The sequence below is a fragment of the Aurantibacter sp. genome, from assembly GCF_042094015.1.
Lineage (GTDB): Bacteria > Bacteroidota > Bacteroidia > Flavobacteriales > Flavobacteriaceae > Aurantibacter.
On sequence record NZ_JBELDZ010000068.1, the window covers coordinates 1 to 12456 of the forward strand.

Consider the following 12456-nt stretch of genomic DNA (forward strand, 5'->3'; position numbering starts at 1 on the left):
CAGAAGCTATCCGTTTAGCTATTTCTCGTGCAATGTGCGAGTTAAATGACGAAAATAGGGGTTTATTAAAGCCAGAAGGTTTATTAACTAGAGACCCAAGAATGGTTGAACGTAAGAAATTCGGTCAGAAGAAAGCTCGTAAGAAATTTCAATTCTCTAAACGTTAATATTATTGTTGAATTTATTTTCAACATCACAAAAACAAACAAACAAACAAACAGTTATTGTTGTCCTAGTGTAAAAACAGGATTTAGTTTAGCATCTAAATAATTAAGGCGATTATTTAATTATGACCACTTAATTATTGCTAATTCAACAGAACGTAAACTATTACAAAATGGCAGTAGAAGTAAAAAAATTACTTGAAGCAGGTGTACACTTTGGACACCTTACACGTAAGTGGGATCCTAACATGGCTCCTTACGTATATATGGAACGTAACGGAATCCATATTATAAACTTATATAAAACAGCAGCTAAAATGGACGAAGCTGGTGAAGCGTTAGCAAAAATCGCAGCATCAGGTCGTAAAATTTTATTTGTTGCAACAAAAAAGCAAGCAAAAGACATTGTAGCTGAAAAAGCAGCTAGCATCAACATGCCTTTCATTACAGAAAGATGGCCAGGTGGAATGCTAACAAATTTTATTACTATCAGAAAAGCAATCAAAAAGATGGCTACAATTGATAGAATGAAGAAAGATGGAACATTTTTAACTTTATCTAAAAAAGAACGTTTACAAGTTGATCGTTTAAGAGCAAAGTTAGAAAAGAATTTAGGTTCTATTACTGATATGACTCGTCTTCCTGCAGCTTTATTTGTTGTAGACATTAAACGTGAACATATCGCGATTAAAGAAGCTCAAAAATTAAACATTCCAATATTTGCAATGGTTGATACTAATTCTGATCCACGTCAGGTAGATTACGTTATCCCAGCAAATGATGATGCTTCTAAATCAATTGATATGGTTTTGACTCACGTTACAGATGCTATAACTAATGGCTTAAACGAACGTAAGGCAGACAAAGCAGCTAAAGATGCAGCTAAAGTGAAAGCAGATGCTAAGCCTAAAGCAGCAGCTAAAGTAGAAGCGGCTAAAGAAGAAGAATAATCATTATTTCAAAATACTAATAAGTCGTTTAATCTTTTTCTATTATAGAAACATTTTAAACGACTTTTTTAAATTATCACAGATATGAGTACAGTTAAAATTTCAGCAGCAGAAGTTAACAAATTAAGAAAAGCTACTGGTGCAGGTATGATGGATTGCAAGAAAGCTTTAGTTGAAGCTGAAGGTGATTTCGATAAAGCAATTGATGTTTTACGTAAAAAAGGTCAAAAAGTGGCAGAAAAAAGAGCTGATAGAGATTCTTCTGAAGGTGCTGCTGTAACTAAAATAAACGCAGATAACACTTCAGGTGTAGCAATTGTTTTAGGTTGTGAAACTGATTTTGTTGGAAAGAATGAATCATTCTTAGTACTAGCTAACCAATTTGCAGATATTGCAATAAACTTTGATAACAAAGAAGATTTCTTAGCTGCAGACTTTGGAGGAATGACCGTAGCTCAGAAATTAGTTGAGCAAACTGGAGTTGTTGGAGAAAAATTAGAAATCACAGCTTTTGAAAAATTAAATGCCGATTATGTTGGTACTTATGTACACATAAATAAAATTGGTGCTTTAGTTGGATTAAACAATAAATCTGAAACTGTTGCTAAAGATGTAGCTATGCAAGTAGCTTCTATGGGAGCAACTTCATTATCTTATAAAGATTTTGATCCAGCATACGTAGCATCAGAAACTGAAGCTAGAATTGCAGTTATAGAAAAAGAGAATATAGAATTAGGTCGATTAGGTAAAACATTAAAAAATGTACCTCAGTATATATCTATGGCTCAGTTAACTCCAGAAGTTATGGCTAAAGCAGAAGAAGCTGCGAAAGCTCAATTAGCTGCTGAAGGTAAGCCAGAAAAAATATGGGGTAATATATTACCTGGTAAAATGGATCGTTTTGTTTCTGATAATACAACTTTAGATCAAGAACAATGTTTATTAGATCAAAAATTCATTAAAGACGAGAAGCAAACTGTTGCTAAATATGTAGCATCTCAAAACATAGAAGTAACAGCATTTAAACGCGTTTCTTTAGGTTAATTTATGATTAACTAAAATGATAATACTTTTTAAGAAGTTTATTATAAAAACCACTACTCTTTTCGAGTAGTGGTTTTTTCATTTTAAAAGTTAGCAGTTTTAATAAATTCAAATATTAAAAATTTATGTAATTTTGCATTACAACAAACCTCAAAGATGAAATACAAAAGAATACTTTTAAAATTATCTGGTGAAGCTTTAATGGGTAATCGCCAATACGGAATAGACCCGGAACGTCTAGCAGAATATGCTAATGATATTAAAACTATTACAGACAAAGGTGTTGAGGTAGCCATAGTAATAGGTGGAGGAAATATTTTTAGAGGTGTTGCAGGAGCTAGTAATGGTATGGATCGTGTTCAAGGAGATCATATGGGAATGCTAGCAACGGTTATAAATGGATTAGCATTACAAAGTGCCTTAGAAGACGCTGGTATTCCAACACGTTTACAAACTGCTATTAAAATTAACGAAGTTGCCGAACCGTTTATAAGACGTAAAGCAATGAATCACCTAAAAAAGGGACGCGTTGTAATTTTTGGTGGTGGAACAGGAAATCCATACTTTACAACAGACTCTGCAGCAGTATTAAGAGCTATAGAAATAGAAGCAGATGTTATTTTAAAAGGAACCAGAGTTGATGGTATTTACAATGTAGACCCAGAAAAAGATGATTCTGCAATTAAATTTGACCATATTACATTTGATGATGTCTTACGAAAGGGCTTAAAAGTAATGGATACAACAGCTTTTACTTTAAGTCAAGAAAACAAATTACCAATTATTGTTTTTGATATGAATAAACTTGGAAATCTATTAAAAGTAGTCTCTGGAGAAGCCATTGGAACAGAAGTTAATTTCTAAATAAAAGATTGGCGCAATTTTTGAACTTTTCTATAAAAATATTAAACATTTAAGATGAACGAAAATATTACATTTATACTAGAAAGTACTGAGGAAGCAATGTCTAACGCAGTAAAACATTTAGAAAAAGAATTTGTTAACATTAGAGCAGGAAAAGCAAGTCCGTCTATGCTAGGAAGTGTTATGGTAGATTATTATGGTGCTCTAACACCTTTAGCTCAAATTGCTAATGTGAACACGCCAGACGGAAGAACTATTACTGTTCAACCTTGGGAAAAAAATATGATGCAACCAGTTGAAAAAGCTATTATGGTTGCCAATCTTGGATTTAACCCAATGAATAATGGTGATTTAATTATTATTAGCGTTCCTCCTTTAACTGAAGAGCGAAGACGTGATTTAGCTAAACAAGCAAAAGCTGCAGCAGAACACGCAAAAGTTGGTATTAGAAATGCGAGAAAAGACGCTAATAATGATATTAAAAAAACAGAAGACGTTTCTGAAGATGAACAAAAAAGTGTCGAAGCTGATGTACAAACATTAACAGATAAATTTGTTAAAAAAACAGAAGATATCCTTGCCTCCAAAGAAAAGGAAATTATGACTGTTTAATTTACAAAAGCGACAATCTTGTCGCTTTTTTTTACAACAAAACTAACGTAGTAAATAAAAATTATTTATAACAATTTTTAAACTAATGCGCATTAAAATCATTTACTTTATTATTTTTTTGATTAGTGCTATAACTTTAGCTCAAGATGATGGTAGTATAAAAAATGATTCTATAAAACGTACTATGTTTATTAAGCAGTTGGGGCAAGGGTTTTTACCTTCCAAACTATTTAATTTAGATTTAAAATATTTAGTTAAATACAACCAATATGAAGGTTTTAGAACTGGCTTAGGAGGAGAAACAAACGAAACTTTATCGGATAAATTTAGAGTAAATGGCTATACCGTATATGGTTTTGTAGACAAAGAATTTAAATACAGTATTGGTGGTGGTTTTAGAGTAAATAAAAGCCATAATACTTGGATTAATTATTCTTATACAGACGATTTAACTGAGACCGGAAGCACCAAGTTTATTTTAGATAAACGGCTTTTTACTTTTTTTGAGCCCAGATTATTAAATATTGATTTATTTCATAAACATCAAACAAATCGTATCTCTATAGAACATGAAATTGATAAAAAACTATATACAGAAGTAGAATTTTCTATTAGTAACATAGACCCAACTTACGGGTACTCTTTTAGGTTAGAAAATAATGCTTTCGATGTTTTTGAAACTACCAAAGCTAAAATAGCTTTACAATGGAATCCGTTTTCTGAAATAAATTCAGAAAAAAACACTGTAACTAAAAACGGTTACCCTCAATTTACATTTCAATACACTAAAAGTTTTAAAAATATTTTAGGTGCTGATTTCAATTTTTCAAAACTAGATTTCAGAACTATTCACAAAATCAAATATAAAAGCGAAAATGCTTTCTCTTTAATTACACTCACCGCTGGTTTAGCAAATGGAGATACTCCATTAACAGATTTATATCATGCTTACCCAAATAACATTAGAAAAGAAACCGTATTACAACGTTTTACCGTAGCCGGAATCAACAGTTTCGAAACAATGTATTTTAACGAGTTTTTCTCAGATAAATTCACTACAATTATTGCTAAACATTATTTTAAACCATTTCGTATTGCTAGATTATTTAATCCACAATTAGTATTGATTAATAGATTGGCTATTGGCAACATAAGTAATCAAGAAAGACATGATGGTGTAGCATTTAACTCATTAGAAAAAGGATACACAGAAGCAGGTATAGAACTTAACAAACTATTCTTTGGTTTTGGTCTTAGTACGACTTATAGATATGGCGCTTATCACTTACCAAACGAAGAAGATAATATTGCAATTAAATTCACTTTTAATATTACATTATAATCTCACTATTTTAAGAGAATTATAAAGCCAATTTGCCTACCTTTGCGCTGTTTTTAAAGCAATATGTTAAAATTATTTTCTAAAAATTTCTGGGATGTGCTAGCAAGACTCATCCTAAGAAACAAAATTGTTATCTTACTAGGTGTTATAATTATAACTACCCTACTAAGTACGCAATGGAAACACTTAAAATTCACTCACACAGAAGCCAATTTACTTCCTGATGACCATGAAGTAAATTTAACTTACAATAATTTTTTAAAAATATTTGGAGAAGAAGGCAATCTTATAATTCTTGGTGTAAAAGATAACAACCTGTTTACTGTTGAGACTTTAAACGCTTGGAATAAACTAGCAAATGATTTTAAAACTAATCCTAATGTAGAATCCGTTGTCTCTATAAAAGACTTAAAAAAACTTATTAAAGACAATACTAATCAACAATTCAAACTAGAGTCTTTTATAACAGATAGTGTTTCAACTAAAGAAGAATTATCTATTTTAAAATCTGATTTATTTGAAAAATATCCGTTTTACGACAATTTTTTATTCAACAATTCGGAAGTTAAAACTATCCGTTCTGCCATATACTTGAAAAAAGACATTGTTAATACTCCTGCAAGAAAAGACTTTGTTACAGATATTGTAATTCCAAAAATTCAAGCATTTGAAAAGAAACACAACATTAATGTTCGTGTCTCTGGAATGCCATACATTAGAACATTAAACGCAAAAAATATTGTAGACGAGATTGGTTTATTTGTTGTTGCAGCACTATTTGTAACCTCGCTTATATTCTTTATCTTTTTTAGATCATTTCGTGCAACACTCATCTCTTTAATTGTTGTCTGTATTGGTGTTATGTGGACTGTTGGGATCCTTGGATTTCTTAATTATGAAATCACTGTACTTACAGCTTTAATTCCACCATTAATTATTGTTATAGGAATTCCAAATTGCATTTTCCTTATTAACAAATATCAACATGAAGTTAAACTTCATGGAAACAAAGTAAAATCTTTACAGCGTGTTATTACCAAAGTAGGAAATGCTACTTTAATGACTAATGTTACAACTGCTTCTGGTTTTGCTACTTTTATTATTACAGAAAGCACCTTATTAAAAGAATTTGGAGTTGTTGCCTCTCTAAGTATTATTGCTATTTTCCTGTTATGCTTGCTTATAATACCTATACTTTATACCTTTTTACCTTATCCTAAAGAACGTCATTTAGAACATTTAAATAAAAAATGGATTGAAGGATTTGTAGATTGGATGGAGAATATGGTCCGCCATAAACGTATTACAATTTATTCTGTTTCTGTAGCATTATTAGTAGTTTGTATTATTGGAATATATCAAATTAAGGTTTCAGGAAGCTTAATTGAAGATATGCCAAAAAAGACAGAATTTTTTGAGGACATACGCTTTTTCGAGGAAGAATTTAATGGTATTATGCCATTAGAGATAATGATAGATACCAAACGTAAAAAAGGTGTTTTAAAATTAGCCAATTTAAAACGCATGAATGAACTAGAGGAAACTATTAACGATATCCCAGAACTCTCCAAACCTATTTCTGTTGTTAGCCTAGTAAAATATGCTAAACAAGCTTATTATAATGGAAACCCAAAATATTATCAATTACCAACTAGTCAAGAGAATAGTTTTATTTTATCTTATGTAAAAAACTCCGGTAATACAGATGTTAATCTACTTAGTAATTTTGTAGACAGTACAGGTCAATATGCTAGAATCACAACATTTATGAAAGATGTTGGAACAGATAAAATGGTTGGTATTGAATCTGAAATTCAAAAGAAAATAGATAAATTATTCCCAGAAGAACGCTTTGAAGTTATCTTAACTGGAAAAGCTTTAGTATTTCAAAAAGGAACAACGTACTTAGTAAAAAACTTAGCATTATCGTTAACACTAGCTATTTTTCTTATCTCTTTATTTATGGCATTTATGTTTCGTTCGTTTAGAATGATAATTGTGTCTTTAATACCAAATCTATTACCATTAGTTGTTACTGCTGGATTAATGGGATATATAGGCGTTCCTATAAAACCATCAACAATATTAGTTTTTAGCATTGCTTTTGGAATTTCAGTAGATGATACTATTCATTTTTTAGCAAAATACAGGCAAGAATTACAAGCCAATAATTGGAAGATTAAAAAATCTGTTTATGCTGCCTTAAGAGAAACTGGCGTAAGTATGTTCTACACTTCTATTGTTTTATTCTTTGGATTCTCAGTATTTACAATTTCAAACTTTGGAGGAACTGTAGCTTTAGGAGCTTTAGTTTCTGTAACTTTATTGTTTGCAATGCTTTCAAATTTATTATTATTACCATCTTTATTGTTGTCCTTAGAAAGAAGTATTGCCAATAAAAAAGTCTTGAAAAAACCATCAATAAATATTATTCCAAGTGAAAATGAAGACGATATAGAAGATCAAGTATCGTAAGTAATTCACTCGTAAAACATAAAAATATGACCAATTTAACTGTCGCACAATTATTAAAAAGTCAGCCTTTAGAAGATGTAGAAATTAAAGGTTGGGTTAGAACCTTTAGAGCAAAGCGCTTTGTTGCACTTAACGATGGTTCTACACTAAATAATATACAATGTGTTGTAGATTTTGAAAATACAGATGAAGACACTTTAAAACGAATTACTACTGGAGCAGCAGTAAGCATTAAAGGTGAATTAATAGAAAGCCAAGGAAAAGGGCAAAGTGTAGAAATTGTAGTTTCTAAGCTTAAAATTTTAGGGGATTCTGATCCAGAAACTTATCCTATTCAACCCAAAAAACACTCGTTCGAGTTTTTAAGAGAAAACGCACATTTACGCACAAGAACAAACACTTTTAGTGCTGTAATGCGTTTACGATCGTCTTTATCTTTTGCAATCCATAAGTATTTTAATGAAAATGGATTTAATTATATGCACACGCCAATTATTACAGCAAGTGATGCTGAAGGTGCTGGAGAAACATTTAGAGTAAGCACTTTAGATCAAAAGAATCCGCCTTTAAACGATGACGGATCTGTAAATCATAACGAAGACTTTTTTGGTAAAGAAACTAATCTTACCGTTTCAGGACAATTAGAAGCAGAAACCTTTGCAATGTCTTTAGGTAAGGTATACACATTTGGCCCTACTTTTAGAGCAGAGAACTCTAACACATCTCGTCATTTATCTGAATTTTGGATGATTGAACCAGAAGTTGCTTTTATGGATTTGGCTGGAAATATGGACTTAGCTGAGGACTTTATGAAATCCGTTATTGCTTATGTTTTAGAACATAATAAAGAAGATATTGCCTTTTTAGATAAACGTTTATTAGACGAAGAAAAAACAAAGCCTCAGGCAGAACGTAGCGAATTAAGCTTAACTGAAAAACTAACATTTGTTACAGAAAACAACTTTAAACGTGTAAGTTATACTGAGGCTATAGATATTCTTAGAAATTCTAAACCAAACAAAAAGAAGAAATTCAATTATATAATAGAAGAATGGGGCGCAGATTTACAATCTGAACACGAACGTTTTTTAGTTGAAAAACACTTTAAATGTCCTGTAATTTTATTTGATTATCCAGCAGATATTAAAGCATTTTATATGCGTTTAAACGAAGACGAAAAAACCGTAAGAGCAATGGATATTTTATTCCCTGGAATAGGTGAAATTGTTGGTGGATCTCAACGAGAAGAACGTTTAGATGTTTTAAAAGAAAAAATGGCTGCTCTAAATATTCCTGAAGAAGAATTATGGTGGTATTTAGATTTACGTAAATACGGAACAGCAGTACATTCTGGGTTTGGCTTAGGTTTTGAGCGTTTAGTAATGTTTGTAACTGGAATGACAAATATTAGAGATGTAATACCTTACCCAAGAACACCACAAAACGCAGAGTTTTAGAATAAACAACAGTTTTCATACACAAAAGCCCAATCATAATTAAATTATGATTGGGCTTTTTTATGCATTTTAAAATACTTCTAAAACTAAAATTCATCTTAAAACATAGTATTAAAATAAAATATCTGAATAGTTTTTTTTACTTTAGTATTTTATCAGAAAACCTATGCTTAAACAGTTTCTAAACTTCAAATTATCACAAAAATTGTCTCCGCAACAAATTCAGTTAATGAAACTGATTCAGTTGCCTACACAAGCTTTTGAGCAACGTTTAAAACAAGAACTAGAAGAAAATCCAGCTTTAGATAGCGGAAAAGAAGACAACGCAGATGAGTTTGATGATTTTGATAATTCTCAAGATGAATTTGATGATAGCGAAAGCATTGGAAACGACGAAATAAATGTGGACGATTATTTAAGTGACGATGAAATTCCAGATTATAGAACCAGTGCTAACAATTATAGCGCGGACGATGAAGAAAAAACAATGCCTTACGCTGCAGGAACTTCGTTCACACAATCATTAATTAATCAGTTAAACACCTATAGATTAGACGATACAGAATATAAAATTGCTGAATTCCTTGTTGGTAGCGTAGATGAAAGTGGCTATATAAGAAGAGAATTAATAGATATAGTAGATGATTTAGCATTTACCCAAAGTATTTATACCGAAGAAGAAAAAGTAGAAAAAATACTAAAAACGGTTCATCAATTAGATCCTGCTGGAGTTGGCGCGCGTTCTTTACAAGAATGTTTAAGTATTCAATTACACAGAAAACCAAAAAATCCAGATATAGAATTAGCCATTAAGCTTATAGATGATGGTTTCGAGAAATTCACAAAGAAGCATTACAAAAAATTGATGCACAAATTCGATATTACTGAATTGCAACTGAAAGATGCTATTCATGAAATTGAACGCTTAAACCCTAAACCTGGTGGTTCGTACGCTGGAAATAACCGTAGAGCAGAACATGTTGTGCCAGATTTTGCAATTAAAATTGTAGAAGGTGAATTAGAATTAACGCTTAATGGGAGAAATGCTCCAGAATTGCACGTTTCTAGAGAGTACAGTAATATGATGAAAGGTTACAAAGAAGGTAACAAAAAATCTAAATCTCAAAAAGATGCTGTACAATTTATAAAACAGAAATTAGACGCTGCAAAATGGTTTATAGAAGCTATAAAACAACGTCAACAAACATTATTTGTAACAATGAGTGCAATTATGCATTATCAGAAAAAATTCTTTTTAACTGGTGATGAGCGTAATCTAAAACCAATGATTCTTAAAGATATTGCAGACGAAATTGAAATGGATGTATCAACCGTTTCTCGTGTAGCAAATAGTAAGTATGTAGATACACCTTATGGCACAAAACTTATTAAAGAGTTTTTTAGTGAATCTATGACTAACGATAAAGGTGAAGAAGTTTCTACTCGTGAAATTAAAAAAATACTTGAAACAGTTATTGAGCAAGAAAACAAAAAGAAACCTCACACAGATGAAGGTTTGGCAAAAATTCTAAAAGAAAAAGGTTATCCTATAGCAAGAAGAACTGTTGCAAAATATAGAGAACAATTAGACTTACCAGTAGCAAGATTAAGAAAGAAAATTTAGTGCATTTTATTCTAAAAAGTATATCGTTTATATTTCACCCTATTTTTATGCCACTAATAGCAGTGGTGTTTTACTTTTCTAAATCTCCAAGATTTCTTCCCAAAGAACTTATTTATTCTAAATTAATATCTCTAGGTCTTTTAAGTGTTGTTTTACCAGTTTTAGTTTTCTATTTACTAAAGACATTAGGAAAGGCTAAAACAATTTATCTACAGAGCTCCAAAGAACGTATATTGCCTTTAGTTGTAAATAGTTTTATTCTAATTGTTATAATTTTTAGAGTTTTCCCAGCATCTCAACTTATAGAATTACACTTTTTTTTCATAGCAGTGTTAATGTCTACATTGAGTTGTTTAATTTTAGCTTTATTAAGTTTTAAAGCAAGTATTCATTTAATTGCTGTTACTGGTGTGTTCAGTTTTTTTCTGCTTTTATCTATAAACTACAGTATTAATATAAATGGTACAATAGCACTTATGTGTATTTTAATAGGCGCTATTTCCACCTCAAGATTATATTTAAAAGCACATACTGTTTTAGAATTGTTTGTTGGTCTTTTTTTAGGTGCCTTTCCTCAAATTATTATGGTTAATTATTGGTTTTAAGGCTAGATTAAAACATATAGAAAATAAGTCCAACTTTTACAGCTGAAAGTTCTAAATCAGAACCATTACTTAACTTCTGGTTATCAAACAATGAGTTTAATCCATAATACATATAAAAATTCCAAGTGTTATATCCAACGCTTAGTGTAGCTCCATATTGAAATTTGTTAAACACATCTATGTTAGTAAATCTTAGCTTATCACTATCGCTTTGAAACTTGCTAGCATTTGCAAACAAATAACTAAACTTTACTCCTGTATATATTCTCCAAAACTTATAACTTGCAGGTGTTGCACTTCGCCATCTAAATTCTAAAGGAATATCTACAGTATGCGTGTAGAACTTATTTTTAATAAATGTTAGCTCGTTATTATCAATTACATTAAATGTATATGCGTTATCATTTTTATTAATTAATAAATTCTGATTATACGAATTTGTAGATAACCCAAAACCTAAACCTATGGCATATTTTCTATTTTTAGAAACTGGAAAATCTCTAATAAAACCAACTTGTAATCCTGTAGAGAATCCATTTTGAGACAAACCAGAAGGTTTTTCCAATAAAACATTATATGTTAAACCAACATAAAATTGATCTTCTCTAAACAAAGAATCTATAACTGTCTTTTTTGATAATTCAGATTGTGCACAAGTTATTCCGAACACAAGAAAAGCGCAACATAGTAGCAAGAGTTTTTTCATAAGAGCAAGATACAAGATTAACAACAATAAGTAAAAAAAGAAAAGACGTTTTGATCTAATCAAAACGTCTTTTAATAATATTAAAATTTAAAATAAATTATTTCATATCACTACCTTTTTTTGTAGTATAGTTTATTTTAAGTGCATTTACTTTACGTAATTCCTGCTCTATATCAGACACAAGACCCATATTAGTTTCTCTATCTACTTTAAGTGCTGTAGTTAAAAAATCTACTTCTTCTTCTCGTTTAGTTGCTCTTTCTGAAGCTATAAATGAAGCGATATCTTTAGGCTCAGCAAACTTATCGTTTAACTGTATTTTAGCTTCTTCTCCAGCAGATTTATAAGCATCACTTGGTGCTCCTGCATAAATAAACATAACTAAACTTTTCTTATCAAGTTTTTCTATCTCTGTAGCAGAAGGTAAATTATTTTTAATTTTAAGCGTACTATCTCTCATTACAGTTGCTACCATAAAGAAGAATAAAAGCATAAAAACAATATCTGGTAAAGACGCTGTAGAAATTGCTGGTAACTCATTACCACCTTTCTTTTTAAATTTAGACATAGTTAAATTATTTAGGTTCTGCTTTTGATATAATTCTAGGATAAG

12 protein-coding genes are annotated in these 12456 nt (G+C 30.6%); 10 read left to right on the forward strand and 2 right to left on the reverse strand.

Annotated elements, in window-relative coordinates; translation table 11 throughout:
* From rpsI to ACFDSN_RS09695, 10 genes are all read left to right on the forward strand, one after another.
* On the forward strand, positions 1–167 hold a 167-nt coding region (rpsI, locus tag ACFDSN_RS09650; RefSeq protein ID WP_375239653.1), incomplete at its 5' end, for a 30S ribosomal protein S9.
* 170 nt (positions 168–337) lie between these two features.
* The gene (gene rpsB / locus ACFDSN_RS09655; protein WP_375239643.1) at positions 338–1114 is read left to right on the forward strand and encodes a 30S ribosomal protein S2; all 777 of its coding nucleotides are present in this window, start codon (positions 338–340) and stop codon (positions 1112–1114) included.
* An 84-nt stretch (positions 1115–1198) separates the two neighbouring features.
* On the forward strand, positions 1199–2158 hold the full coding sequence (gene tsf, locus ACFDSN_RS09660) for a translation elongation factor Ts (RefSeq protein ID WP_375239644.1): 960 nt from the start codon (positions 1199–1201) through the stop codon (positions 2156–2158).
* Positions 2159–2314: 156 nt separating this feature from the next.
* Positions 2315–3022, forward strand: a complete 708-nt coding sequence (gene pyrH / locus ACFDSN_RS09665; protein WP_375239645.1) for a UMP kinase — start codon at positions 2315–2317, stop codon at positions 3020–3022.
* A 54-nt stretch (positions 3023–3076) separates the two neighbouring features.
* Positions 3077–3634, forward strand: coding sequence for a ribosome recycling factor (gene frr, locus ACFDSN_RS09670; RefSeq protein WP_375239646.1), 558 nt, complete (start codon positions 3077–3079; stop codon positions 3632–3634).
* 85 nt (positions 3635–3719) lie between these two features.
* On the forward strand, positions 3720–4976 hold the full coding sequence (locus ACFDSN_RS09675; RefSeq protein WP_375239647.1) for a hypothetical protein: 1257 nt from the start codon (positions 3720–3722) through the stop codon (positions 4974–4976).
* A gap of 63 nt (positions 4977–5039) precedes the next feature.
* A complete protein-coding gene (locus ACFDSN_RS09680) occupies positions 5040–7451 on the forward strand; it encodes an RND family transporter (RefSeq protein ID WP_375239648.1) in 2412 nt (803 codons plus the stop codon).
* Positions 7452–7477: 26 nt separating this feature from the next.
* Positions 7478–8908, forward strand: coding sequence for an asparagine--tRNA ligase (asnS, locus tag ACFDSN_RS09685; RefSeq protein ID WP_375239649.1), 1431 nt, complete (start codon positions 7478–7480; stop codon positions 8906–8908).
* Between the two features lie 166 nt (positions 8909–9074).
* Positions 9075–10532, forward strand: coding sequence for an RNA polymerase factor sigma-54 (gene rpoN / locus ACFDSN_RS09690; protein ID WP_375239650.1), 1458 nt, complete (start codon positions 9075–9077; stop codon positions 10530–10532).
* Between the two features lie 47 nt (positions 10533–10579).
* The gene (locus ACFDSN_RS09695; protein ID WP_375239651.1) at positions 10580–11137 is read left to right on the forward strand and encodes a hypothetical protein; all 558 of its coding nucleotides are present in this window, start codon (positions 10580–10582) and stop codon (positions 11135–11137) included.
* A 7-nt stretch (positions 11138–11144) separates the two neighbouring features.
* Here ACFDSN_RS09695 and ACFDSN_RS09700 read toward each other — a convergent pair whose 3' ends face one another.
* The gene (locus ACFDSN_RS09700; protein ID WP_375239652.1) at positions 11145–11807 is read right to left on the reverse strand and encodes a porin family protein; all 663 of its coding nucleotides are present in this window, start codon (positions 11805–11807) and stop codon (positions 11145–11147) included.
* Positions 11808–11940: 133 nt separating this feature from the next.
* The gene (locus tag ACFDSN_RS09705) at positions 11941–12411 is read right to left on the reverse strand and encodes an ExbD/TolR family protein (RefSeq protein WP_375239654.1); all 471 of its coding nucleotides are present in this window, start codon (positions 12409–12411) and stop codon (positions 11941–11943) included.
* Positions 12412–12456 lie beyond the last annotated feature (45 nt).

What these genes read in the sequence shown, in the direction of transcription:
- tsf (WP_375239644.1), top strand. Translation starts at nt 1,199, where the DNA reads ATGAGTACAGTTAAAATTTCAGCAGCAGAAGTTAACAAATTAAGAAAA.
- frr (WP_375239646.1), top strand. Translation starts at nt 3,077, where the DNA reads ATGAACGAAAATATTACATTTATACTAGAAAGTACTGAGGAAGCAATG.
- ACFDSN_RS09695 (WP_375239651.1), top strand. Translation starts at nt 10,580, where the DNA reads ATGCCACTAATAGCAGTGGTGTTTTACTTTTCTAAATCTCCAAGATTT.
- pyrH (WP_375239645.1), top strand. Translation starts at nt 2,315, where the DNA reads ATGAAATACAAAAGAATACTTTTAAAATTATCTGGTGAAGCTTTAATG.
- asnS (WP_375239649.1), top strand. Translation starts at nt 7,478, where the DNA reads ATGACCAATTTAACTGTCGCACAATTATTAAAAAGTCAGCCTTTAGAA.
- rpsB (WP_375239643.1), top strand. Translation starts at nt 338, where the DNA reads ATGGCAGTAGAAGTAAAAAAATTACTTGAAGCAGGTGTACACTTTGGA.
- rpoN (WP_375239650.1), top strand. Translation starts at nt 9,075, where the DNA reads ATGCTTAAACAGTTTCTAAACTTCAAATTATCACAAAAATTGTCTCCG.
- ACFDSN_RS09675 (WP_375239647.1), top strand. Translation starts at nt 3,720, where the DNA reads ATGCGCATTAAAATCATTTACTTTATTATTTTTTTGATTAGTGCTATA.
- ACFDSN_RS09680 (WP_375239648.1), top strand. Translation starts at nt 5,040, where the DNA reads ATGTTAAAATTATTTTCTAAAAATTTCTGGGATGTGCTAGCAAGACTC.
- ACFDSN_RS09705 (WP_375239654.1), bottom strand. Translation starts at nt 12,411, where the DNA reads ATGTCTAAATTTAAAAAGAAAGGTGGTAATGAGTTACCAGCAATTTCT.